General features: G+C 68.6%; 22 protein-coding genes. 10 read left to right on the top strand and 12 right to left on the bottom strand.

Annotated elements, in window-relative coordinates:
* Positions 1-40: 40 nt before the first annotated feature.
* From QSK10_RS15740 to QSK10_RS15725, 5 genes are all read left to right on the top strand, one after another.
* Positions 41-7,114, top strand: a complete 7,074-nt coding sequence (locus QSK10_RS15740) for a DddA-like double-stranded DNA deaminase toxin (RefSeq protein ID WP_285663561.1) — start codon at positions 41-43, stop codon at positions 7,112-7,114.
* Complete coding sequence (locus tag QSK10_RS34295) at positions 7,078-7,656, top strand: Imm1 family immunity protein (protein WP_432705329.1); 579 nt, start codon at positions 7,078-7,080, stop codon at positions 7,654-7,656. The genes QSK10_RS15740 and QSK10_RS34295 overlap by 37 nt, the downstream gene beginning before the upstream one ends.
* Positions 7,657-8,112: 456 nt before the next feature.
* Entirely contained in the window at positions 8,113-8,697 is a 585-nt protein-coding gene (locus QSK10_RS15735) for a winged helix-turn-helix domain-containing protein (protein ID WP_285663560.1), read from the top strand.
* The gene (locus QSK10_RS15730) at positions 8,694-9,908 is read left to right on the top strand and encodes an MFS transporter (protein ID WP_285663559.1); all 1,215 of its coding nucleotides are present in this window, start codon (positions 8,694-8,696) and stop codon (positions 9,906-9,908) included. The genes QSK10_RS15735 and QSK10_RS15730 overlap by 4 nt, the downstream gene beginning before the upstream one ends.
* 199 nt (positions 9,909-10,107) lie before the next feature.
* The gene (locus QSK10_RS15725; RefSeq protein WP_285663558.1) at positions 10,108-10,311 is read left to right on the top strand and encodes a hypothetical protein; all 204 of its coding nucleotides are present in this window, start codon (positions 10,108-10,110) and stop codon (positions 10,309-10,311) included.
* Positions 10,312-10,507: 196 nt separating this feature from the next.
* Here QSK10_RS15725 and QSK10_RS15720 read toward each other — a convergent pair whose 3' ends face one another.
* From QSK10_RS15720 to QSK10_RS15695, 6 genes are all read right to left on the bottom strand, one after another.
* Positions 10,508-11,524 carry a sugar phosphate isomerase/epimerase family protein gene (locus QSK10_RS15720; protein WP_285663557.1) on the bottom strand — a complete coding sequence of 339 codons (1,017 nt, stop codon included), beginning with the start codon at positions 11,522-11,524 and terminating at the stop codon, positions 10,508-10,510.
* A 50-nt stretch (positions 11,525-11,574) separates the two neighbouring features.
* Positions 11,575-12,732 (bottom strand): Gfo/Idh/MocA family protein, encoded by a 1,158-nt coding sequence (locus QSK10_RS15715; protein WP_285664459.1) that lies wholly within the window; start codon positions 12,730-12,732, stop codon positions 11,575-11,577.
* A gap of 35 nt (positions 12,733-12,767) precedes the next feature.
* Entirely contained in the window at positions 12,768-13,811 is a 1,044-nt protein-coding gene (locus QSK10_RS15710) for a substrate-binding domain-containing protein (RefSeq protein ID WP_285663556.1), read from the bottom strand.
* A gap of 74 nt (positions 13,812-13,885) precedes the next feature.
* Positions 13,886-14,875 carry an ABC transporter permease gene (locus QSK10_RS15705; protein WP_285663555.1) on the bottom strand — a complete coding sequence of 330 codons (990 nt, stop codon included), beginning with the start codon at positions 14,873-14,875 and terminating at the stop codon, positions 13,886-13,888.
* A 1-nt stretch (position 14,876) separates the two neighbouring features.
* The gene (locus tag QSK10_RS15700) at positions 14,877-16,364 is read right to left on the bottom strand and encodes a sugar ABC transporter ATP-binding protein (protein ID WP_285663554.1); all 1,488 of its coding nucleotides are present in this window, start codon (positions 16,362-16,364) and stop codon (positions 14,877-14,879) included.
* Positions 16,361-17,530: an ROK family protein gene (locus QSK10_RS15695; RefSeq protein ID WP_285663553.1), complete on the bottom strand. Its 1,170-nt coding sequence runs from the start codon at positions 17,528-17,530 to the stop codon at positions 16,361-16,363. Before QSK10_RS15695 ends, QSK10_RS15700 begins: the two co-directional genes overlap by 4 nt.
* Positions 17,531-17,702: 172 nt before the next feature.
* On the opposite strand from QSK10_RS15695, the gene QSK10_RS15690 reads away from it, so the two are divergent.
* Positions 17,703-18,029, top strand: a complete 327-nt coding sequence (locus QSK10_RS15690; RefSeq protein WP_285663552.1) for a DUF6331 family protein — start codon at positions 17,703-17,705, stop codon at positions 18,027-18,029.
* Between the two features lie 89 nt (positions 18,030-18,118).
* Here QSK10_RS15690 and QSK10_RS15685 read toward each other — a convergent pair whose 3' ends face one another.
* The 3 genes from QSK10_RS15685 to QSK10_RS15675 form a co-directional block, all read right to left on the bottom strand.
* Positions 18,119-18,520 (bottom strand): VOC family protein, encoded by a 402-nt coding sequence (locus QSK10_RS15685; RefSeq protein WP_285663551.1) that lies wholly within the window; start codon positions 18,518-18,520, stop codon positions 18,119-18,121.
* A 20-nt stretch (positions 18,521-18,540) separates the two neighbouring features.
* Positions 18,541-19,047, bottom strand: coding sequence for a GNAT family N-acetyltransferase (locus QSK10_RS15680; protein WP_285663550.1), 507 nt, complete (start codon positions 19,045-19,047; stop codon positions 18,541-18,543).
* Positions 19,048-19,159: 112 nt separating this feature from the next.
* Positions 19,160-19,711, bottom strand: coding sequence for an NADPH-dependent FMN reductase (locus QSK10_RS15675; protein WP_285663549.1), 552 nt, complete (start codon positions 19,709-19,711; stop codon positions 19,160-19,162).
* 83 nt (positions 19,712-19,794) lie between these two features.
* Between QSK10_RS15675 and QSK10_RS15670 the strand changes: the two genes are divergently transcribed.
* Complete coding sequence (locus tag QSK10_RS15670) at positions 19,795-20,262, top strand: MarR family winged helix-turn-helix transcriptional regulator (RefSeq protein ID WP_285663548.1); 468 nt, start codon at positions 19,795-19,797, stop codon at positions 20,260-20,262.
* Positions 20,263-20,480: 218 nt separating this feature from the next.
* Positions 20,481-20,915, top strand: a complete 435-nt coding sequence (locus tag QSK10_RS15665; protein ID WP_285663547.1) for an NUDIX hydrolase — start codon at positions 20,481-20,483, stop codon at positions 20,913-20,915.
* A gap of 147 nt (positions 20,916-21,062) precedes the next feature.
* Here QSK10_RS15665 and QSK10_RS15660 read toward each other — a convergent pair whose 3' ends face one another.
* Together QSK10_RS15660 and QSK10_RS15655 are read right to left on the bottom strand one after the other, a co-directional pair.
* Positions 21,063-21,551 (bottom strand): hypothetical protein, encoded by a 489-nt coding sequence (locus tag QSK10_RS15660; protein WP_285663546.1) that lies wholly within the window; start codon positions 21,549-21,551, stop codon positions 21,063-21,065.
* Positions 21,552-21,788: 237 nt separating this feature from the next.
* Positions 21,789-21,971: a hypothetical protein gene (locus QSK10_RS15655; RefSeq protein WP_285663545.1), complete on the bottom strand. Its 183-nt coding sequence runs from the start codon at positions 21,969-21,971 to the stop codon at positions 21,789-21,791.
* 155 nt (positions 21,972-22,126) lie between these two features.
* Between QSK10_RS15655 and QSK10_RS15650 the strand changes: the two genes are divergently transcribed.
* Both QSK10_RS15650 and QSK10_RS15645 read left to right on the top strand, forming a co-directional pair.
* Positions 22,127-22,501 (top strand): hypothetical protein, encoded by a 375-nt coding sequence (locus tag QSK10_RS15650; RefSeq protein ID WP_285663544.1) that lies wholly within the window; start codon positions 22,127-22,129, stop codon positions 22,499-22,501.
* A gap of 62 nt (positions 22,502-22,563) precedes the next feature.
* Positions 22,564-23,187, top strand: coding sequence for a hypothetical protein (locus QSK10_RS15645; RefSeq protein ID WP_285663543.1), 624 nt, complete (start codon positions 22,564-22,566; stop codon positions 23,185-23,187).
* On the opposite strand, the gene QSK10_RS15640 is transcribed toward QSK10_RS15645, so the two are convergent.
* A complete protein-coding gene (locus tag QSK10_RS15640; RefSeq protein ID WP_285663542.1) occupies positions 23,184-23,690 on the bottom strand; it encodes a GNAT family N-acetyltransferase in 507 nt (168 codons plus the stop codon). The two genes, QSK10_RS15645 and QSK10_RS15640, sit on opposite strands and share 4 nt — an antisense overlap.
* Positions 23,691-23,746 lie beyond the last annotated feature (56 nt).

The following is a 23,746-nucleotide window of genomic DNA, read 5'->3' as shown; positions in this document are numbered from 1 at the left end:
GTCCCCCAATCCCTCCCAACAGCCCTATGGAGGAACCAGGATGTTCGTGCCCGTTGTCCGCTGGTGGATGAAGCTCTCTCGTCGAGTCAGGTACGGCGTGGCCGGAGGCATGGCCGTCGTTCTGGTGGCCGGTCTACTCACGATCCCCGCCTTGCGGGACGCGCTGCCGGAGTTGGGTGAGCCCGCTGACGAGTCCTCTGTGGAGACGACCACGGCACAGGCGTCCAAGCCGCAAAGCGACCCGACCGCGGGGTCGATCATGACGCAGGCGCCGCCGGCTCCGGTCTGGCCGACGGCCGCCGCCGCCGAGATCGCGGCGAACGGCTCCCCTACGACCGTGGGCGGTCTCCCGATAGCGGTGACCGGCCGGGACTCCTCCCGGAAGGTCAAGGTCGATGTCTACGGCCAGGACGTCAGCAGCGCGCTGGGGATCGACGGCGTCGTGGCCCGGCTGGGGGACCCGGGCGGCCCTGCCACGGTCCAGATTGGATACGCCCCCTTCGCCACCGCCTTCGGGGCCGACTGGGGCGTGCGACTGCGGGTCACGAAACTGCCGGAGTGTGCCCTGAGCCGTCCCGGTGATCGCGACTGTGTCGGCAGCCCTCTGCGCACCACGAACAGCGCACCGAAGCAGACCTTGACCGCGGCCCTCGACGCGGGTTCCTTGTTCGCGGTCACCGCCGCCCCCGCGGGTGCCTCCGGCGACTACGCCGCCACCACCCTGACCTCGTCCTCGGGCTGGTCCGCGGGAAGCGCGACCGGCGACTTCACCTGGTCCTACGAGGTCCCGATCCCCTCCGCCTGGACCGGCGGTCCCGGAGCCAGGGTCGGGATCTCCTACTCCTCGGGCAGCGTCGACGGCATGACCGCGGCAAGCAACAACCAGCCGTCCTGGGTCGGTGAGGGCTTCGCCTACGAGCCGGGCTTCATCGAGCGCAAGTACACCGGTTGCGCCATGGACCAGGACGGCGGCAACAACACGGAGAAGACCGGCGACCTCTGCTGGTTCGACGACAACGCGTTCCTCTCCTACGGTGGCACCGCCACCGAACTCGTCAAGGACAAGACATCCGGTACATGGCGGCCGAAGAACGAGGACGGGACCCGCATCGAACGAAAGACCGGTGGCCCCAACGCCGACGACAACGGTGAGTACTGGCTCGTCACCCTCATGAACGGCACCAAACTCTGGTTCGGGCGCAACCAGCTCCCCGGCTGGGCCACCGGAAAGGCCGTTACCAACTCCGTGTGGACCGTGCCGGTCTTCGGTAACCAGTCCGGCGAACCATGCCACGCGACCTCCTTCGCCGCCTCCAGCTGCGCGCAGGCCTGGCGATGGCAGCTCGACTACATCGAAGACCCACACGGGAGCACCACCAGCTACTGGTACAGCACCGAGACCAACAAGTACGCCCGGAACCTCGATCCAAACAACCCCGTCACCTACACCCGCGCTGGCCTCCTCGACCGGATCGAGTACGGCACCCGCAACGACACCGCCTACGGCCGGGCACCCAACCGCATCGAGTTCGCCACCGCAGACCGCTGCCTGTCCAACTGCTCCGACCACAAGGAAGCCAACTGGCCCGACACCCCCTGGGACCAGGAGTGCACCGGCAGCACCTGCGCCGACCACTACTCACCGACCTTCTGGTCGACCAGACGTCTCGCATCGGTGACCACAAAGGTCTGGACGGGCACCGCCTACTCGAAAGTCGACGACATCCTCCTACGGCACTCATTCCGTAACCCTGGAGACGGGACACGCGCGGGTCTGTTCCTCGAAGGGCTCACCCGCACCGGCTACGGCATCGGTGAGGTGCCGATGTCGCTCCCCGAGATCACCTTCGGGGCGGCGCAGCTGCCCAACCGTGTCGACGGCATCGACAACGCCCCGGCGATGAACTGGTTCCGGCTGTCCTCGATCATCACCGAGACCGGTGGTGAGATCCTCGTCGACTACTCCGAACCCGACTGCGTCGCCGGCACCCGTATCCCCAGCGAGGCGGGCACCAACACCTGGCGTTGCTTCCCCGTCTACTGGAACCCGGCCGAGCACGGAGACCCGGAGCTGGACTGGTTCCACAAGTACGTCGTGGACACCGTCTCCCAGATCGACCACTCCGGCGGAGGATCGCCACGCTCCATCGTGCGTTACACCTACGGCGGCGGCGGAGCCTGGCACTACGACGACACCAACGGGCTCAGTGAGAAGAAGTACCGTACCTGGAACCAGTGGCGGGGCTATGAGACCGTCACGACTACCAACGGCGACACCGCTGACAACCAGCCGCTCGCCGCAGTGAGCCTCTTCCACCGCGGCATGGACGGCGACAGGAACCCGGCCGGCGGCACCAAGACGGTCAAGACCGTCGGCTCCGACGGCGTCCAGGTCCCCGACGACGACGTGCTGGCCGGGCGTGTCCGCGAACAGCGGGCGACCATCGCCGCCACCGGCGAGATGGTCTCCACTCAATTCACCGACTACTACATCTCCGGCCCCACCGCCACGAGGACCATAGAGGGGCGTGACATCCATGCTCGCTATGTGCACACCTCGAAGGTGACGGCCAGTACGAAGCTGAACGGCACCGGAACGTGGCGAACGACCGCCAGCACCATGGTCTACAACGAGTACGGTCAGCTCGTCCTGGCCGGCAGCCTCGGGAAGCTCGACACCACCTCCGATGACACTTGCGTGCGGACGACCTACCTCAAGAACACCCCCAAGTGGATCCTGACCGCGGTGTCGATGGTCGAAACCTATGAACTGCCCTGCTCCGCGCTTCCGTCCACGCCCGAAACCGTCTCCGACCGCGACTCGCTGCGCGCGGTCAACCGCTTCTCCTTCGACGGCCAGGCCAACGGCGTCGCTCCCACGGTGGGTAACTCCACCTATGCCGACCACTTCGTGGGCTGGACCTCCACCGGGCCGCGCTACGTGAAATCGGTCAGCACCACCTACGACGCCTACGGGCGTCCCACATCCATGACCGACGCCTCGGGCGATACGAGCAGCACGGCGTACGAAGGAGCGTTCGACGGGTCCTACCTGGACCGCACCATCCACACCAACCCGCTCGGGTACACCCAGACCATCAACTTCGAGCGCCTGCGGGGCCAGGCGACCTCGGTCATCGATGCCAACGGCTTCGTCACCAACTACGAGTACGACCCGCTCGGCCGCAAGACCAGGATCTGGACGCCGGGGCAGCCCACCACCGCGACACCGAGCATCGAGTACATCTACGACCTCAAGCACAGCGGGCCGACCACCGTCGCGACGAGGTCCCTCATTCACAACGGCGCCCAGGTCACGACCTACACCCTCTACGACTCGTTCCTGCGCCAGCGCCAGAGCCAGGTGCCAGGGGTCAACGGCGGCCGGATCGTCTCCGACGTCTTCTACGATAGTGCTGGCCGTGCATGGAAGACCTTCGACGCCTACCACGACGCGGATGCCCTACCCGGCCCTGACCTCGCCGTACCGACTGCTGAGAGCCGCCTCCCGCGCATCGGGGTCACCCTGTTCGACGACTACGGACGCGTCACCGACTCGATCTTCTACTCCTTCGGCACCGAGAAGTGGCGCACGAAGTACATCAATCACGGCGACCGCACCGACGTGATTCCCCCCAACGGGGGCACCGTCAGCTCCGTCCTCACCGACTTCTACGGCCGGACCAGTGAAAGCAGACAGTACGAGGGCCGCACCCCCACCGGCCCCTACGATGCGACCACCTACACCTACGACAAGCACGGCAACCTCAAGTCCTGGACCAACTCCAGTGGTGAAACCTGGTCGTACGAGTACGACGTACTCGGACGCGTCATCTCCAGTAGTGACCCGGACTCCGGCACCGCCACGGCGGCCTACGGCGACGACGACCGTCTCGTCTCCACCACCGATGCGCGCGGAGAGAAACTCTTCTACAGCTACGATTCCATCGGCCGCCCGCTCACCGTCCGGGAAGACGGCGCTAACGGCACCATCCGGACGGAGAACACCTACGACACCGTGCCGGATGCGCTGGGCCTTCCCTCCAGCGCCACCCGCTGGATCGGCGGCAAGGCGTACATAAGCACCGTCAACGACTACGACGAGAGCTACCGCCCCCTGTCGACCACACTCACGGTTCCCGACGGACACGGCGACCTCACCGGGTCCTACAACTTCTCCCAGACCTACAACATCGACGGCAGCCCGGAGACGATGACGTACCCGGCAGCCGGTGGCCTGCCCGAAGAGACGATCAAGTTCCACTACGACGCGACACTCGGGCTACCCGACTGGCTCGGGACCGACTACCCGGACATCGTCACCTACGTCCAGAGCACCAAGTACACCAACACCGGACTCCTCCAGCGCCTCGACACGTCTGGCGCCAAGGAAGACCCCTACCTCAGGCAGTCCTTCTGGTACGAGGACGGCACCCAGCGGCTCAAGTCCAGCGCCGTCCAGCGCTTCCCCGAAGCCCCGAGCGTGCTCACCAACTCCTCCTACGAGTACGACGACGCCGGCAACATCACCAAGATCGCCGACTATTGGGACGGCACAGGCACCACGCTCGTCGAAAACGACGTTCAGTGCTTCCGCTACGACCATCTGCAGCGCCTCACCGAGGCCTGGACCCCCAAGGCCAACGACTGCGTCAAGACTCCAGGGCAAGGCACCGTGCTCGGCGGTGCGGCCCCCTACTGGCAGTCGTACAGCTTTCAGAAGAACGGCAACCGGGCAAGCCTGACCAACCACCCCGTCCCGGGCAAGACCACCGAGACCACGACCACCTACACCTACCCTTCACCGACTCCCGGCACCGACGGTGCACCGGGCAACCACCGGTTGGCGTCCACTGAGACGTCCACACTCGGCTCCCCCGGCTCCTTCACCCACGCATATGCCTACGACCAGGCCGGCAACACCGTCCAACGCCCCGACGGCAAGGGCAAGCTGCAGAACCTGGCCTGGGATCCCGAAGGTCATCTGGCGAAGGTCACCGACGCCGACAACGGTGAGGAGCTGGGCTCCTACATTTACGGACCCGACGGCTCCAGGCTCCTGGCCAAGGACAAGACCGGCGAAACCCTCTACCTCGGCGGAATGGAGCTTCGAGACACCTCGACCGCGGCGCCGACCGCCCGGCGCTACTACGGCTTCGCCGGCAGCACCATCGCCATCCGCACCACAGAGAACGGCCTGACCTGGCTCGTCGCCGACCACCAGGGCACCAACAGCATCGCCATCAGCCAGGACACCAGGACCATCCAGCACCGCCGCCAGGACCCATACGGCAACCCACGCGGTGCGGTCCCCGCCAACTGGCCGGACAAGAAAGGCTTCGTCGGAGGCGACAACGACCCCACCGGCCTCACCCACATCGGCGCACGAGAGTACGACGCTTCCATTGGCCGCTTCGTCAGCGACGATCCGATCACCAGCGGAGACCCGCAACAAGCCAACGGCTACACCTACGCCGACAACACTCCCATCACCGCCAGCGACCCTTCCGGACTCGCGCCCAAGGGCGGCGGTGTACTGGACCTCGGCGCGTACCGGATGTGCCAGTTCTACGGCTGTCGAGACGAGCTCGCGCCGGGCACCGTCAAGGAGTGCAACAGCGGCTTCTACTGCGGCGTGGCAACCCAGCTGACCGACGACCTCCTGGGGCCACTGGAAGATCTGGCTGACGGATGGTGGTGCGCCACGAACTTCTCGGCGTGCAAGCAGAAGGTCATGGACTTCGCCAACGCCGTACTCGCACAGCCAGATCAGTTCATCAAAGACGCGCTCTACGGCATCATCGCCCCCATCGCCGACCCCATCAGAGCAGGCGAGTGGGGTAAGGCCATCGGCGCCGCGGCATGGATGGCGCTCGCATTCATCGCCACCGACGGCCTCAGCACCATCCGCAAGAACATCAAGAACGCCATCGAAACCGCGCTCAAGAAGCGCGACGGCGGAGGCGACGGCAGCAGCGGCTCCCATGGACTCCCCGGCTCGTCCGGGTCGGACTCACCCGGCGACGGCAGCCCGACCAGCAGCATCGACCCCGGTGTCACGACCGGATCCCCCGAGCTCCCCGACGGTGAACCCGGCAAGAAGAAGGACGGAGACGAGGGGTCACCCGAAGCCGACGGAGGAACCGAAGCCGGCAGCGACACCAACGGCGAAGCGGACAACAGCGGCGGCCCCAAGTGCAACTGCTTCACCGAGGGCACCCCGGTCCTCCTCGCCGACGGCACGAGCAAGAGCATCGAAGACATCGACGTCGGCGACAAGGTCACCACCCTCAATACCGACAGCGGCCAGCAGGAGACCCACACCGTCACCGCCCTCTTCCACAAGACCGCCGCCATCCTCGTCGAGATCACCATCCAGTCCAACAGCAGCGACGGATCCAACGACGTCAGTGACACTGGTCAGCCTGACAACGACACCGTCTCGGGCACCGACCCACCCTCAGCCGCCGGCCAGAGCTTCACCGTCACACCTGAGCACCCCATCTGGGAAGCCAGCACACGGACCTGGACCCTCGCGGGGGACCTTCAGATCGGCGACCGCCTCCTCCAGGAAGACGGCGCGACCCCCGTCATCACGGCAATCCATCGGCTCGAGCCCAGCACACCGTTCACCGTCTACAACTTCACCGTCGACGGCACCCACAACTACTACGCGACGACGCTCAATACTCTGGTACATAACTGTTCGTCCGGCGAAGCCGATGAAGTCCTTGACGGCCTGGGCGACCACGTCACAACTGGGCAAGTAGTTGACGGGGGCAAGAGGATCGGCCCGCCGGTTCAGAGCGGGGAAAATAGTTCCACCTCGACCATCAATGAATTCCTCATGGGATCTCCCCATATTGAGAACCCTCGCGCCGGAGCACCGCATCCAGCTGCATCGCATGTCGAGACGAAGATTGCATGGGCCATGAGGAATCGCCCTGTAACACACGCAGTGGTTGTAATCAATAATCCCACTGGAGTGTGCCGGGGGATATACTCATGCTCGAATGCTGTTCCAGCGATTCTACGAAGTGATCAGAGTATGACCGTGATGTTTCCTTCAGCCAACGGATGGAGTCAGGTCACATTGAGAGGACTCAGCGGTTGATTCTAAATGCACTAACCCGGCACGGGTGGCATTATGCGGAGACACTGGAAGCACAGCTTCAGCTAGCATCTCAGCTATTGGAGACCCTGCCACCGGAATCCAGTACTGGACGTTTTCGTGACCCGGGAGGCGACGCGGTATTCAGCTTCTCCGACCGAATCCACGACGACGTCACGGAGCTGCCGACGAACTTCTTGCGAGTTGGACTCAACTCAAAGACCGGATATGGTGCGCTCATCTGGTTCGTGAGCGAGAGGGACCCGCGGAAAGGCGGCATCTACGAGCAAACATGGATCAGCGATAATCCATCACCTCCGGCCAGGGATCCGCGGGTGGTATCTGATCCGGGCGGACCTCGGTTTCACCATCTACGGAGCACCCTTCCCAGGGCGCGAGTCCAGGCGGCGATCGACGAATTCTGTCGGACCGGAACCGGTGATCGCCCAGCCTGTGTGGACTGGGTAATAGGTCACCCGAGCGGGCGCCGTCAAGATGAACCTCATATCGACTACCCACCAGCGGTCGATGACCCCTGGGCCTGAGAGTTCATGGGACCGACATTCGTGCGCCGGAGCGGGCCTGCACAGTAGCCACGGCGCGTGGGGCGCGGACAGCAGCTCGCACCTCCGCCGCCCCGGCGGCTGTCAAGTTCGCTTCTTCAAGTCGGAGGGCCTCAGACGCATCCCGATCAGCTCGCCCAGCGGCTCCTCCTCGGCGATCCCGAGACGCTGGCCTCGTACGCCCGATATCTGACCATTCTTGGTCTGCCCGGTGTCGCCTGACCGGCCTTGTGGCCGCGCCCGATGGCCCGGCTGGAGTTGACCGAGGCCGCCGGGGAGGATCCCAGAAGGTCATCGCCGACTACAACCTGTAGCGGATACGGCCCGGCGTCCACATCAGGGCGCCGGGAGGGTGCGGACGACTCCCGACATCCTCCCCATGCCCAACTTCCAAAGAAGTGTTTGCATCCACTCCTTTGCAAAGCTATCTTTGCCGTCATGACAGATGCCACCCACCCCGAACCCGCCCCCGAGATCCGCCTCGACGCCCGCGCCATCCGCGGCGTCGCCCACCCCCTGCGCGTCCGCATCCTCGACCTCCTGCGGCGCGGTGGACCGGCGACCGCCACCATGCTCGCCGAGCGGCTCGGCCAGTCCAGCGGCGCGACCAGCTACCACCTGCGCCAGCTGGCCGCGCACGGTTTCGTCGTCGAGGATCCCGAGCGTGGGACGGCGCGGGAGCGCTGGTGGCGGGCCGCGCACCGCTCGACGCATCTGGTGTCCACCGATGACGTCGATCTGGCCGACGCGGAGTTGTACATGCGGGCGGTGGCCGAGCGCGACGCGCTCCGGACGCAGGCGGCGATCGGTGAGCTGGCGGCGATGTCGCCGGAGTGGCGCTCGGCGTTCAGCATCCGCTCGCACGCACTGATGCTGACCGTCGATGAGGCGCTTGAACTCGGGCGGGAGCTGGCCGCGGTCTTCGCGCGGTACCGGCGCGACGACGAGGGCGAGGCTCCGGAGGGGGCGCGGCAGGTCAGTGCGGCGATGCAGATCCTGCCGCAGACGGGCGGACGGCTGTGAGACGCCTGGTCGGCTTCTACGCCGGCTTCGCCGTCGCGCAGGTCGGGACCTATATGGCCGCACTGGCGCTGCCCTGGCTAGTGCTGTCCACGAGCGGATCGGCGGCGGCCACGGGTGTGCTGGCCTTCGCGCAGATACTGCCGTTCGTGCTGGCGAGTCTGCTGGGCGCGCCGCTGATCGACGCGCTGGGGGCGCGGCGGGTGGCGGTGGTGTCGTCGCTGGCGGGGATGGCGGTGACGGCGACGGTTCCGCTGCTCTACGGCGCAGGGTTGCTGCCGTATGGGGTGCTGCTGCCGGTGGTGGCGATCGCGGGTGCGTTTCAGGGGCTGGGGACGGGCGCGCTGCGGGTGCTGCTGCCCACGGTGATCGCCCGGGCGGGGGCCGGGCGGGAGCGCGCGCTGTCGGTGTTCCATGGCTTGGACCGGTTGAGCACGCTGGTCGGCGCGCCGGTCGGTGGTGTGCTGATCGCCTGGGCGGGCGCGGCGAACGCGTTGTGGGTGACCGCGACCGCGCTCGGGCTCTCGGCGGTGCTGACGCTGTGGTCGGCGCGGGGGACGACGCCACCGCGCGAGCGGGAGCCGTACTTCACCGCGCTGCGCACGGGTGCGGCGTTCATGCGCGCCGACCGGCTGGTGCTGGCCATGTGCGTGATGCTGCTGGTCACCAATCTCACCGCGCAGGCCTTCAGCGGGGTCTACGTGCCGGTCTGGATCCATGACGTGGTCGGCGATCCAGCCGCTCTCGGGACGCTGTCCGGCGTGATGGCGGCCGGTGCACTGATCGGCACGGTCCTGTTCACGTGGCTGGCGCCGAGGTTGCCGAGGCGCTGGACGTTCGCGATCGGTTTCATGGTGGCCGGGCCGCCGAGGTTCTTCGCGCTGGCCTTCCTGGACTCCCTCAGCGCGATCCTGGTGATCTCCTTCCTCGCCGGGCTCGGCGCGGCGGTGCTGAATCCGATCCTGTCGGCGGTGCAGTACGAGCGGATCCCGGAGCGGCTGCTCAGCCGCGTCCTGGGCTTCACCGGCTCGATCTCCTGGCTCGGCATGCCCTTCGGCGGGCTCCTCGGCGGTCTGGCCATGGACTCCTGGGGACGCGTCGGCGCGCTGGCCACCACCGGCTCGGTGTACCTGCTGGTGACCTTGGCGCCGTTCCTGTTCCCGGTGTGGCGTGGCATGGACCGGGCGCCGAAGGTTCTGGCGACCGTCCACTGAGGCCCGTGTTCGTCGAGAGTGGACGGAGGCGCCAGAGTGCATATGGACCGCATACATCGAATGGTTTTACGGCCCTCCCGGTACCGTTTTCCCGATCACGCCATTGACCTTGATCGATTCATGTTGCTAGCGTTCCACAATCGACATCACCGGCACCACTACCGGTGATGCACGACGGCCCTCGGGAAAGGAATTCCTCATGGCATTCGCGAAACTCGCCGACCGGCTGCTGAACCGTTTGGTGCCGCAGACCGGCGCCAGCGCCGCCCCGGACTGCCAGGTGTACACGGAGGTGACCGGCATCGGCTGCGGCCCGGGCAAGTACCGGCTGCGCAAGCGTCAGTGCTGCGTGGGCACCGGCTGCACCCCGTGGATCTACTACGGCGGCTGCGCCGTCCCGTAACGATCGGGCGGGCCGGGTGGCGTGGGCGCCGCCCGGCCCGGTACCGCCGAAGCGTTCCCGGAGCGCTTTTCGTACGGAGTTTCGATTACGCGACCCCGGGCCGGATCATCATTTCCCGACCGCATTTCCCGCCAGGCCATGGTGGGCCTATTTTCATGCCCTCCAAGAGATTCCGGGGTACACAGAGTGGCCGGGGTCAGGTAGCCGTTTCCTCCCGCGCGAACGCCGCGTCGAATGCCGCCCGCGGCGGCTCGAAGGCATGGCGGCGCAAGAATTCCAGAGCCTCGGGTGCCCCGGCCAGGCGGTCCATCCCGGCGTCCTCCCACTCGATCGACAGTGGACCGGTGTAGCCGATGGCGTTGAGGGCGCGGAAGCAGTCCTCCCAGGGGACGTCGCCGCGGCCGGTGGACACGAAGTCCCAGCCGCGGCGGTGGTCGGCCCAGGGCAGGTGGGAGGACAGGACGCTGCGGCGGCCGTCGGCGGGGCGGATGCGGGTGTCCTTGCAGTCGACGTGGTAGATGCGATCGGCGAAGTCGTGGAGGAAGGCGACGGGGTCCAGGCCCTGCCAGATCATGTGGGAGGGGTCCCAGTTGAGGCCGAAGGCGGGGCGGTGGCCGATGGCGTCGAGGGTGCGGCGGGTGGTCCAGTGGTCGTAGGCGATCTCGCTGGGGTGCACCTCTAGCGCGAAGCGGACGCCGTGCTCGTCGAAGACGTCGAGGATGGGGTTCCAGCGGCGGGCGAAGTCGCGGTAGCCCTCGTCGATCATGTCGGCGGGTACGGGCGGGAACATGGCCAGGGTGTGCCAGATGGAGGAGCCGGTGAAGCCGACGACGGTGCCGACGCCGAGGGCGGCGGCTGCTCGTGCGGTGTCGGCCATGTCGGCCGCGGCGCGCTGCCGGACGCCTTCGGGTTCGCCGTCGCCCCAGACGCGGGCGGGGAGGATGGCCTGGTGGCGGGCGTCGATGGGGTGATCGCAGACGGCCTGGCCGACGAGGTGGTTGGAGATGGCGTGGACGCCAAGTCCGTGCTTGTCGAGCTGGGCGCGTTTGGCCGGGATGTAGGTGTCGTCGGACAGGGCGCGCTCGACGTCGAAGTGGTCGCCCCAGCAGGCGATCTCCAGGCCGTCGTAGCCCCAGGAGGAGGCCAGGCGGCAGACCTCCTCGAAGGGCAGGTCGGCCCATTGTCCGGTGAACAGGGTGATCGGTCGGGGCATCGGTCTTCCTCTCGTCTGTTCTATGTGGACGGGTGAGCGAGGCGACTCTTTCACCGGTGGGTGGGTGAGTCCAGGGGTTGCCAGGTTCCGGTTCGCGCCGAGTGCTCCACGGCGTCGATGACGCGCTGGACGCTGAGGGCGTCGGTGAAGGAGGGTTCGGGGTCGCGGCCGTGGGCGATGGCCTCTATGAGGTCGCGCATCTGGTGGGTGAAGGTGTGCTCGTAGCCGATGAGGTGCCCGGGCGGCCACCATGCCGCCAGGTAGGGGTGTTCTGGTTCGGTGACCAGGACGGTGGTGAAGCCCCGGGTGGTGGGCGGTGCGGTGGCGTCGAAGAACTCCAGTTCGTTGAGGCGTTCGAGGTCGAAGGCGAGGGAGCCGTGGGAGCCGTTGATCTCGACGCGCAGGGCGTTCTTGCGTCCGGTGGCGAAGCGGGTGGCCTCCAGGGTGGCGATCGCGCCGCCTTCTAGGCGGGCGGTGAGGATGGCGGCGTCGTCGACGGTGACGGTCCCGGTCTCCGCGGGCGCCTCTGGGAGTGGGCGCTGGCGGATGAAGGTCTCGGTGAGTGCGCTGACGCCGGTGATGTGCTGTCCGGTGAGGTATTGGGTGAGGTCGATGATGTGGGCGCCGATGTCGCCCAGGGCCCCTGATCCGGCGCGGTCACGTTGGAGGCGCCAGACCAGGGGGTGTGCGGGGTCGACGATCCAGTCCTGGAGGTAGGCGGCGCGCACGTGCCGGACGGTGCCGATGTCGCCGCGGGCGATCATGTCGCGCATGAGGGTTACGGCGGGCACGCGCCGGTAGTTGAAGCCGCACATGGCGCGGATTCCGTTGGCGCGGGCGGCATCGGCGGCGCCGGCCATCGCCTCGGCCTCGTCGAGGGTGTTGGCCAGGGGCTTTTCGCACAGGACGTGTTTTCCCGCGGCGAGGGCGGCGAGGGCGATCTCGGCGTGGCTGTCGCCGGGGGTGCAGATGTCCACGAGGTCGATGTCGTCGCGGGCGATCAGCTCCCGCCAGTCGGTGTGGTGGCCCTCCCAGCCGAGCCGGTCGGCGGCCTCGGCGGTGCGCCGGGGGTCTCGCCCGCAGACCGCGACCATCCGGGCGCGCAGGGGCAGATCGAAGACGCGGTTGACGGTGCGCCACGCCTGTGAGTGCGCGGCTCCCATGAAGGCGTGCCCGACCATGCCGATGCGCAGTTCCTTGTCATCCATCGTGGACACTCGCGTGGGCCCTTCCGGTGCGGGGGTCAGAATCCGAGCGGCAGGTAGCCGGCGGCGTTGTCCTTGGTGATGGTCTCCGAGGCCAGGACGATCTCCTTGGGCACGGCCAGCTCCACCAGGTCCGACATGCCCCTGCCCTGGGCGATCAACCGCGCGAGGGCGATGGCCGAGGAGGCCATCGAGGGGCTGTAGGTGACCGAGGCCTTCAGGACGGAGTTGTCGGCCTGGATGGTCTGGATGGCCGCGGTGGACCCGGCGCCGCCGACCATGAAGAACTCGCCGCGGCTCGCCTGGCTGATGGCGGCCAGGACGCCGATGCCCTGGTCGTCGTCGTGGTTCCACAGGGCGTCCATTGTGGGCAGTGCATTGAGGAGGTTGGTGGCCTCGCGTTGCCCTGAGTCGGCGGTGAACTCGGCGGCGCGACGGTTGGCGACGCTGAAGCCGTAGACGGCGAGGGCCTCCTTGAAGCCGCGGCTGCGTTCCTGGGTGAGTTCGAGGGAGTCGATGCCGGCGATCTCGCCGATGATCGGGCTGGCGGTTCCGGCAGCGGTGAGGCGGGTCCCGATGTAGTGGCCGGCGGCCGCGCCCATGCCGTAGTTGTCGCCCTTGATCTGGAGGCGGTAGGCGAGGGCGTCGGGGAAGGCGCGGTCGAGGTTGACCACGGGGATGTCGGCCTTCATGGCCTCCAGGCCGAAGGAGTTGAGTTCCTTCCCGTCGTGTGGGAGGACGACGATGACGTCGGGCTTCTGGGAGACGAGGGTTGCCAGGGCGGCGCGCTGGGCGGCGGCGTCGGCTCCGGCCTCGACGGTTTTGAGGGTGACGTCGGAGAAGGTGGCGGCCTGGGCCCTGGCGTTGCCGGTGATCGCGGCGATCCAGCCGTGGTCGGCGGCGGGGGCGGAGAAGCCGATGGTGACGGCCTTGCCGGGGCTGGAGTTGGGGACGGCGTCGCCGCCCTTGGTCTGGGCGCTGGAAGGGGTGTCGTTGCCGGTGCAGGCGGCCAGGGCCGCGGTGGTGGTGAGGATGGCGCCGCCGAGCAGGATCCTGCGGCGGTTGATGGGGCCGGGTTTCATGGCGGTCTCCTGTGTGAGGGCGTGGTCGTCCCGGCGACCGCCGGTGAGCAGGTCGCCTGGGCCGGACTGTGGGGTCAGGTGGTGGGGGCGGTGACGGCCTTCTGCCGGTGGAGGAAGGCGGTCAGTGAGCCGAATTTGATCTGCTGGACCAGGACGGCGGCGATGATGATGCCGCCCTTGACCATGTTCTGCGCCTCGGTGGAGAGGTTGTTGACGGCGAAGAGGTTGGTGATGGTGGAGAAGACCAGGACACCGAAGATCGCGCCGGTGATGGTGCCGCGCCCGCCGGACAGCAGGGTGCCGCCGATGATGGCCGCCGCGATCGCGTCCAGCTCGTAGAGGTTGGCCATCGCCGCCTGCGCGGACGTGGCCTGCGAGGTGAGCAGGACGGCGCCGATGCCGCAGCACAGTCCAGATAGGACGTAGAGCAGCATCGTGTGCCCGCGGACGTTGATCCCGGCCAGCCGGGCGGCCTCGGGGTTGCCTCCCACGGCGATGGTGCGGCGCCCGAAGGTGGTGCGGTTGAGCAGGACGGCTCCTGCCGCCGCCACGACGGCGAAGATCAACACGATCAGCGGGATACCGAGAAGTTTCGTGGTGGTCAGGGAGTTGATGGTGGCGTTGAGGGACAGCTGGGTCTGTTTGCCCGAGATCTGGGCGGCCAGGCCGCGTGCGGCCACGAGCATGGCGAGGGTGGCGATGAAGGCGACGAGTCGTCCGTAGGCGATGAGGATCCCGTTGACCAGGCCGACTCCGGCGCCGACGGCCAGGGCGGTGAAGACCATCCCGGCGGCGCCGAAGCCCTGGGTGTCCACAGTGGTCGACCAGACCCCGGCGAGGGCGACGATCGCGCCGACGGACAGGTCGATGCCGCCGCCGATGATCACGAAGGTCATCCCGACGGTGACCACGCCGATGGCCGCCGACTGCTGGAGGATCGTCGCGATGTTGCCGGCCAGCCAGCCGGGATCGCCGTAGAGCTCGGGCTTGGTGAGGAAGCCGATGCCGAACAGCGCGATCAGGATCGCGGCCAGGCCGAGGTTTCGGCGGATGGACTCGCTCACGTCACTTTCCTCCCATGGCCAGTTCGAGGACCTTCTCTTCGTCGATGCCCTCGGCGGGTCCGGTGTGGACGATGCGCCCGGCACGCATCACCAGCACCCGGTCGGCCAGCCCGAGGCATTCGGGGACCTCGCTGGAGACCATCAGCACGCCCAGGCCGTCGGCGGCCAGGTCACGGATCAGCTGGTACAGCTCGGCCCTGGCACCTGCGTCGACGCCCCGGGTGGGCTCGTCGAGCAGCAGCAGGCGGGTGTGGCCGAGCAGCCAGCGTCCGAGCACGACCTTTTGCTGGTTGCCACCCGACAGCGTGCCGACCGGCCGCTCGACGTCGGGTGGGCGCAGCTGGAGCCGCTCGGCGAGGGCGCGGGCGGCGGCGCGCTCGCGGCCGGGACGGGTGAGCCCGGCCGCGGAGAAGCGGCGCAGGGCGGCCAGGGTCATGTTGCGGTAGACCGGCTCGCCGAGGATCAGCGCCTGGCTCTTGCGTTCCTCGGGCGCCAGGACGAGCCCCGCGCGCACCGCTCCCGGGACGCCTCCCCGGACGGGCCGCCCGTCGAGGGTGATCGCACCGGAGTCGGCGCGGCGTGCTCCGGCGATGGTCTCCAGGAGCTCGGAGCGGCCGGAGCCGACGAGTCCGGTGATGCCCACGATCTCACCGGCGGCGACGGACAGGCTCACGTCGGTGAACTCCGCCCGGCGGGTCAGGCCACTCACGGTCAGCAGCGCGGGTGCGTCCACAGTGGTCGGACGCGCCGGAAAGATGCTGTCGATGGCGCGGCCGGTCATGCGCGTGACGAGGTCCCTGGCCGGGGTGTCGGCGGGCAGGCCGGTGGCGGTGCTGCGGCCGTCCTTGAGAACGGTGACGCGGTCGCCGATCTCGCGGATCTCCTCCAGGCGGTGGGTGATGTAGATGACGGCGATGTCCAGCGCGGTCAGCTCCCGCACCACCCGCATCAAGTTGGCGACCTCGTCATGGGCGAGCACGGCGGTCGGCTCGTCCATGACGATCAGGCGCGCCTCGTGGCTCAGCGCCCGCGCGATGGACACGAGCTGGCGACCAGCGGCCGGAAGGGTGTGGACCATGCGGGCGGGGTCGAGCTCGGCGTGGCCGAAACGCGCCAGCAGCTCATCGGTCCGGCGTAGCATCTCGGCGCGGCGGACGAAGCCCGCCCGGCGCGGCTCGTGTCCGAGGTAGACGTTCTCGGCGATGCTCAGGTGGTCGACGAGGTCGAGTTCCTGGTAGATCGTGGCGATCCCGGCCCGCATCGCCTCCATCGGCGCCGCGAACGCCACCGGCGTCCCCTGCCAGTCCATGCGCCCCGAATCCGGCCGGTGCGCACCGGAGAGGATCTTGATCAATGTGGACTTCCCGGCGCCGTTCTGGCCGAGCAGGCAGTGCACCTCGCCGCGCGCGACCGACAGGTGCACGCCGTCCAGCGCCCGCACTCCGGGGAAGGTCTTGACGACGTCGGTTAAACGCAGGATCTCGTTCATGGCGCCTGCTCGAAGGCCGCGTCGCTGGCCAGCACGGCCGCACCGGTCACACCGGCCCGCGCGCCCAGCTCGGAGAGGACCACGGGGAGGTTCCCGGTGGCCAGCGGCAGCGAACGGCGGTAGACCACGCTGCGGATCTCGGCGAGCAGAATGTGCCCCAGCTGCGCCAGTCCCCCACCGATGACGATCATCGACGGGTTGGCGAAACTGACCAGACCCGCCAGCACCCCGCCGATCTGGCGCCCGCCCTCGCGGATGAGGGTGATGCAGGTGACGTCGCCCTCTGTGGCGCCCACGGCCACGTCGACGGCCGTGACCGTCCCGGCCGCGGCGAGACGCTCGGCCAAGACCGGCGACTCCCCCGCCTTCGCGGCCACAAGAGCCTCCCGGGCCAGTGACGCTCCACTGAAGACCGCCTCCAGGCAGCCGATGTTGCCGCACGAGCAGACCGGCCCCTGCGCGTCGACCTGGATGTGCCCGATGTCGCCGGCGCAGCCGTCCTTGCCGCGGTACATCTCCCCCGCCAGATGAACCCCGCAGCCGATCCCGGTACCGATCTTGACGAACAGGAAGTCGTCGACCGAGCGGGTGACACCGCCGTGACGCTCGCCGATGGCCATGATGTTGACGTCGTTGTCCACCACCGCCGGGCATCCGTAGTCGCGGCTGAGGGTGTCACGGACGGGATGGCGGTCCCAGCCGGGCATGATCGGCGGCGATACCGGCACGCCGTCGCGGAAGCTGACCGGTCCGGGCACGCCCATGCCGACCCCGGCGAGCCGGTCGAAGGCCCCGTCGGCGCGGGCTTTGGCGAGGAGTTCGCCGATGCGCGCCAGGATCGGCCTGGGGCCGGTGCGGATGTCGGCGGGCTCGGAGTAGGCGGCGATCGTCTCCAGGCGTCCGTTGGTGACCTCGACGTCGAGTGAGCTGGCGCCCAGGTCGATGGCGGCGAACCGCAGGCCGGGGTGGAGTTCGACCAATGTGGACCGTCGTCCGCCCCGTGAGGCCGCGGGCCCGGCCTCGCTGATGGTCCCGGCGGCCAGCAGGCGGTCCAGCTCGGCGAGCAGCCTGGGGCGCGGTGTCTCCAGCCGGTCGGCGAGCTCGGCTCGGGAGAGTGGCCCGAGGTCGCGCAGCAGGCGCAGGAGTCGGGTGTGGAGCGGGGGCATGTGGCACCTCGGTGGTTCGTGTGGTGCCGGACACGCTATCGACTTCTGCGGCGGAGGTCCATAGTTTCTCTCCGAGGATCTCTAACTTTTGTTGATTTCAGCGAAAGTCCGGTGGTGAGCGCCGGAGCTACCATCGGCTACCCGTCGCAGGTCGCGGCCGAAGGGAGAGTCCATGGTGGACATCGAGCTCGACGTGCCCGCGCCCCTGCGGGACTGCCTCACCTATTGCGAAGACGAGTGCGTGCTCGACTGCTGCGGCATCGCCGCGGTCTCCACCAATCCCACCCTCATCGCGGCCTGGCGTGATCAGGCCGGGCCGGTCGCGGTGGCCGAAGCCCGCCGCCAGATCGCCGAGCTGACCGGGGTCGTCCAGGACCGCTCTCGCAAGGTCATGTCGAGGCGCCTCAACCACTACGCCCACGACGAGCCCAGCCGCCGCGCGCTGCTGGACTTCCTGGCGGCGATCGACGCCGGGCTCACGGCCGTCGGCAGGCGGTGAGGAATGGCGGCCGTCCGAGTCGACGGCTCGGGTGGGAGAGGTCCCCGGCGGTGGCGGACCTCTCCCCTATGTGGACGTCGCGGCGGTGACTAGCCCAGTTCGGCGTAGAGCGCGACGCCGTTGCCGTCGGGGTCCAGGACGAGGGAGAAGCGGCGTCCCCAGGGTGCGTCGTAGGGGTCGACGGATCCCTTGACTCCGGAGGCGACGAGCTCGGCGTAGATCCGGTCGACCTCGGCGGGCGAGCCGCAGTCGAAGGCGACGGTCATGGCCGGGCCGTTGGTGGCGGGGGTGTAGCCGGAGGAGCCGTCGCCCTGGATCATGGCGAGGTCGTCCCAGACGAGCTCGACGCCGTTGCCCAGGTCGTAGTGGACGGACTGCTCGGTGTCGGCCTCGGCGGGGATGTCGAAGCCGATCTTGCGGTAGAAGGCCAGGGAGGCGGCCATGTCGGCGACGATGAACTCGACGGCGGTCATGCTGTAGCGGGGTGGCATGGCGACAGCCTAGGTAAAGATCATCTCGGTTTGTTAACGATACGCGCCAGCCGGGCCTCGGGGACACCGATCTCCTCGTCGAGGCGCTCGACGCCGTCGCGGGCGAACCCGGCGCGCTCGTAGAAGGCGATCGCGCCGGTGTTGGGGACGTAGGCGTAGACGCACACCGGGTCATGGCCGCGCGTCTCCAGGTCGGAGACGGCGTGGGCGAACAGCTCGCGCCCCAGGCCCGTCCCGATCCGGGCGGGATCCAGGTAGAGACCGTAGACCTCACCGGCGGCGGGCCCGAGGTCGAGATCCTCGGTGGCGGGACCGGTGCGGCAGAAGCCCGCGACCTCACCGTCCACCACGGTCACCCAAAGCCGGTGCTCGCCGGGAATGGCGTCGAGGTACTCCGCCCAGTCGGCGGTCTCGGCCGCGGCGTCGAGGCCGTCGAGGTCCATGAACTCCGCGTAGGCCGCGCGCCAGGCGCGGACCTTCAGCTCCGCGATGGCCGCGGCGTCAGCGGGGGTCGCCGTTCTGATCACGCCCGGAGTCTAGGAGGGCGGTTGGCCGTCGGCACCTCTTTTGCCCGCCACCAGGTCCGATGCCGTGACCGGATCGGGCGCGGCGAACGTCCACCGCACCCGATCCGTGGGCTCAGCGCAGGACTCGCAGCGCCTTCGCCCACGCCTCGACCTGGTCCAGCACCCGGTCCAGCTCCGCCTCACGCGATGCCGCCGGCGCGAAGGCCGGGTACTCGGGGAAGTCGCCGGCCACCGTCAGCGCCACCTGCGCGGCGACCGTGGCCAGCCGCAGCTCGGACGCCACCAGCCGCAGGTGCTCCACCGCACGCGCACCACCGACCGCACCCAGGCCCACGAACCCGGCCGCCTTGTCGTTCCACTCGGCGTAGATGTAGTCCAGCGCGTTCTTCAAGGCGGCGGTGGGCCCGTGGTTGTACTCCGGGGTGACGAACACGTACCCGTCGTAGGGCGCCACGGCATCGGCCCAGGCCCGGGTGTGGGCGCCCTCGTACTTGCCGAGCGCGGCGGGCAGGGGCTCGTCGTAGACGGGCAGGTCGAAATCGGCCAGGTCGAGCAGTCCGTAGGACGCCTCGCGCCCGTCCGCCCGCTCCAGGACCCAGTCGGCGACGGCGCGGCTGACGCGTCCGGGACGGGTGCTGCCGACGACCACGGCGATGGAAACCATCTCTCACTCCTTCGAGTTGATGTATCAACCCGATTCTGCGCACCTCCGAGTTGATACGTCAACCCGGGGGCTATGATTTAACCGTGGGCAACGGAATCGACGACGGCGACCGGGCGGTCTGGGACGCGTTCTTCGCCATGCAGATGGACTTCTGGCGGCACCTCTCCCGGATCCTGCAGACCGAGACCGGGCTCTCCGAGCCCGACTACGCCATCCTGCTGGCCCTGCGCGACGCACCCGGCGGACGCCTGCGCGCCTACCAGCTCTCCGAGGTCACCGACTTCGAGAAGAGCCGCCTCCACCACCACCTGCGCCGCATGTCCGTCCGCGGCCTGCTGACCCGCGAGTCCGAAGCCGACGACCCCCGCGCGGCCGTCGCGGCCATCACCCCCGAGGGCACCGCCGCCATCACCGCCGCCGTCCCCAAACGCGAGGAGCACATCCGGCGCTGGCTGCTCGACGCCCTCGACGACGGCCAGAAGGCCGCGCTCACCGACATCTCCGAGGCGGTCCTACGTGGACTCAAGGACAAGACCGCCAGCGCCGAGTGACAGAGCAGGGCCCGACGCCACGTCCTGTCACGGCGATGCGATGGGCTGATCGGGAAGAGCGACGGCATAGCCCGGGTCGCGGCCTGATGCGACACGGACGTAGCGAAGCAGCTCACGCGGGATCCCGGCGTTTCCATGCACCCAGGGCCACCCGGTCACCGCCCGCCATTGCCGGTAGATTCTGCGGGATACCACTCGTTTCCACACGAAGGGTCGCAATGGACTCTCCACAGCCGTATCGCCCACAGCTCTACGCCGTCTCCGTCAAGGGGGTGTGCGTCCAGGACGGGCGCGTGATGCTGTTGAAGAACGAGCGCGAGGAGTGGGAGCTGCCCGGCGGGAAGCTCGACCCGGGTGAGGCCCCGATGGACTGCGTCGTCCGTGAAATCCACGAGGAGTCGGGCTGGCCCGTGGATGTCGCAACGATCCTCGACACGTGGGTCTATGACGAGGGCCGCCTGAACAACACCGTGCTCATCGTGACCTACGCGTGTGTGGTCAACACCGATCAGCCACCCGTGATGAGCAACGAGCACAAGGAAATCGGCCTCTTCACCACCGAGGAAGTGCCCGGCCTGAACATGCCCGCGGGGTACAAGCGGTCCATCGCCGAGTGGTTCGCACGGCTGTCCTCACCGGCACCGATCGGGTAGAGCCGGGGCCATGGGCTAGCAGGCGCGTGGTGCGCGGGTGAGCCGCTGAAGCGAGCCGGGGCTGTTCCCGGCCTGCCGCATGTGTGCGACCTCGCCGTCGTCCACAGTGGCGGCGGCATCTCGGGCGCTACTTCCCGGTCGGGGCCTTCAGATGGCGGCGGGTGGGCATTCATGCCCGTCTCCGGGCAGGCTCAGGACGTTCAGCCAGGGACCGGCGTCCTCGCAGGACTCGAAGGTGAACGCCGCGCCGGTGTGAGTCACGACGATGGTGCGCTGGCTCCCGAACGTCCCCTGTGGCTCGGGCTCCCAGTGGCAGCCGATCTCGTCGAGTGCGGTGATGACGGTGTCGTAGGCGATGCCCGCCGGCGATACCGGGTCGTCTCCGGTGAGGAGCGGGGGCAACTCGATCTCCTCGCGCCATGCCTGGACGCAGACCAGGGTGACTCGACGGCATCCACAGACCTGGATCTCCAGATCTCCGTAGGCGAACAGGCGCGGCCAGCGCCGACGGCTGAAGGACCCCAGGTCGACGGCCTCCCCCAGCGCGCGGGTGACGTCGTCCCAGGCTGCTCCGACGAATACCGGCCCGAGGCGTCCCGTGCTCGCCGCTCGTGTCAGCACTTCGAGTATCGCCATGGGTTCGATCTTGACAGCGGGGCGGGCCGGCGGCTACTGGAGCGGGAACCCGACCGCGGTGCGCGACCCGCCCGACCAGGGGCGGGTCGCACACCGGCTACGGCTTATGCCGACATTGAGCGAGCCCGGTCATGACATGGCCGGGGTACGCCCACCAAGGGGCTCCGGTGAGGGCTGGTCTCGCCTCACCGCTGCGCGGCTACTGCGGCACGCCTCCGCTCGGTCCGCAGTCGTCGGCTAGCAGCAGCCGGCCCAGGACCAGGCGCCGCACTGCCTGCGGTAGAGGGCCCTCTTGCGGACGCAGCGTCCGTGGATGTCCTCCTCGCATTTGGTGGTGTCGGATCCGCAGGCCGCCGAGGCGGTCATCTTCGGGGCGAGCCGGTTCACCATCCGGTCGGTGAGACGGGTGAGCTGTCGCATCGTGTCTCCTTTGCGGGTTGTGTCGCCTGAGTCCTTATAGACGCGATGCGCGGTGATTCGGGTTGCGTGCGATCCCGGATTTTCGTGCCTTTTGCTCGCATGGCGGCTCCGGTCGCCCCGGGTGGTTGTCTGATGGGCATGCGAGTCTTGGCGGCATGACGAGGTCGACCTGGGACGATGCGGAGGCGGCGCATCTGGCGGACGTCAGTGGTCTCGCGAGGCGGCTGCTGGCCGCCGAGGATCCCTATGAGGTCGCTCTGGAGATCATGGGCACGTCCGCGATGGTGATGAGGGTGGATCCGGCCGGGTCTGTGTACCGGATCTGGGGTGTGCTGACCGACTGGATCGAGCTCAAGCCGGACGAGCGCGAGCGGGCCGAGGCTGAGATGGCTCGGGCGGCCCGGGAGTGGCTGGCGCTCGACCTCGCCGACCGCGGCGCCGTCGGGACCTACCTCGATTACTGGGAGTACGACGTGTGCGGCTATGAACGGTCGCAGCCCGATCGTGGTGCCGTCGCGCCGGATTTCTGATCGCTCGCCCCTCGCTGGCGGCACTGGCCTCGGGCGCCGCCGGTTCGAGCTAGCCTCGCCGGGTGAGTTTCGGCGCGTTCGCCCGCCACGTCCGCAACCCGGCTCTGCCCCATGGGCGCCGGGTCTCGGCGCTGCGGTCGTGTGTGCAGCTGTACCGGCCGGTCGGCTATCACGCCGGGCTGGGTTTCCTGCGGGAGGTGGCCGGGCCGTATGAGTCCGACGAGGCGGCCCTGCTCCGCGCGCTCGATGCCCTCAGCGCCAGCCGCGCCGGCTGGCACGCCGAGATCGCCGAGTACGCCGTGCGGCGCCGCGACGCCAAGCGGCGTGGGCAGCGCAGCCCTCGCCCGGGCGAGCCGAATCCCTATCACGGCCCCAGGCACTGGTACGGCGCACCGCGTCAGGCCGCCCTGTTCGCCCTGACGCTCTGGCGTCCGGAGCGCCCGCCGGGCATACCGGCCTGGCTTGAGGCGATCACCGCGCGCGTCGACTCCTGCGTCGCCGCCTGCCTGGAATCGGGAGGACCGCTCACGCCCGCGCAGCGAGACGACCTGGCCGACGCCGTCGACGCGCTCCAGCGCCGCATTCGGGCCGACCTGTGGTACGAGGACCAGAGCGCATACTTCCGGGCGCGGGATCTGCTGACCGTCACCGGGCACGTCCAGACCGCCGCCGCCCAGCCGCGCTAGGCGGTGGTGGAGTCGCGGCGCATGGACACCCGGGGCCAGCGGTCGAGCCCGATGCGGGCCTGGTGCTCGCGGATGGCGCGCAGCCCGGGCGTGGCCTCATCGTCGGCCAGGGCCACGAACCCGAGGCGCCGGTAGTAGGGGGCGTTCCAGGGCACGTCGCGGAACGTGGTCAGGATCAGCGCGGGGTACTCACCGGCGGCCGCGGCGTGGTCGATGAGGCGGCGTCCCAGGCCCTGGCGGGCGCTGCCGGGGTGCACGTTGACCTCGGCGATGTAGAGGCAGTCGTCGACGATCTCGGCTAGGAGGAAGGCCACGGGACGGTCGGCGTCGTCGGTGAAGACCCAGGCGAGGTCCTCGCCGACGAACCCGGCCAGGTCGTCATCGCCGTAGGGGCCGAGCTCGGCGATCGCCGGGATCCCGACCGAGCGGTAGAGCTCGGCGGCGGCGTGCTCGATGTCGTGCAGGGCGGGGAAGTGGCGTGTCTCGGCGGGACGGATGGTCATGGTCTCGCCCATCTCCTGGTTGTGGGTCGGCCGACAGGCTAGTGCCGCCGAATTCG

It is taken from the genome of Actinorhabdospora filicis, assembly GCF_030269765.1.
GTDB classification, from domain to species: domain Bacteria; phylum Actinomycetota; class Actinomycetes; order Mycobacteriales; family Micromonosporaceae; genus Actinorhabdospora; species Actinorhabdospora filicis.
This window is presented reverse-complemented; position numbering and strand designations above follow the sequence as displayed.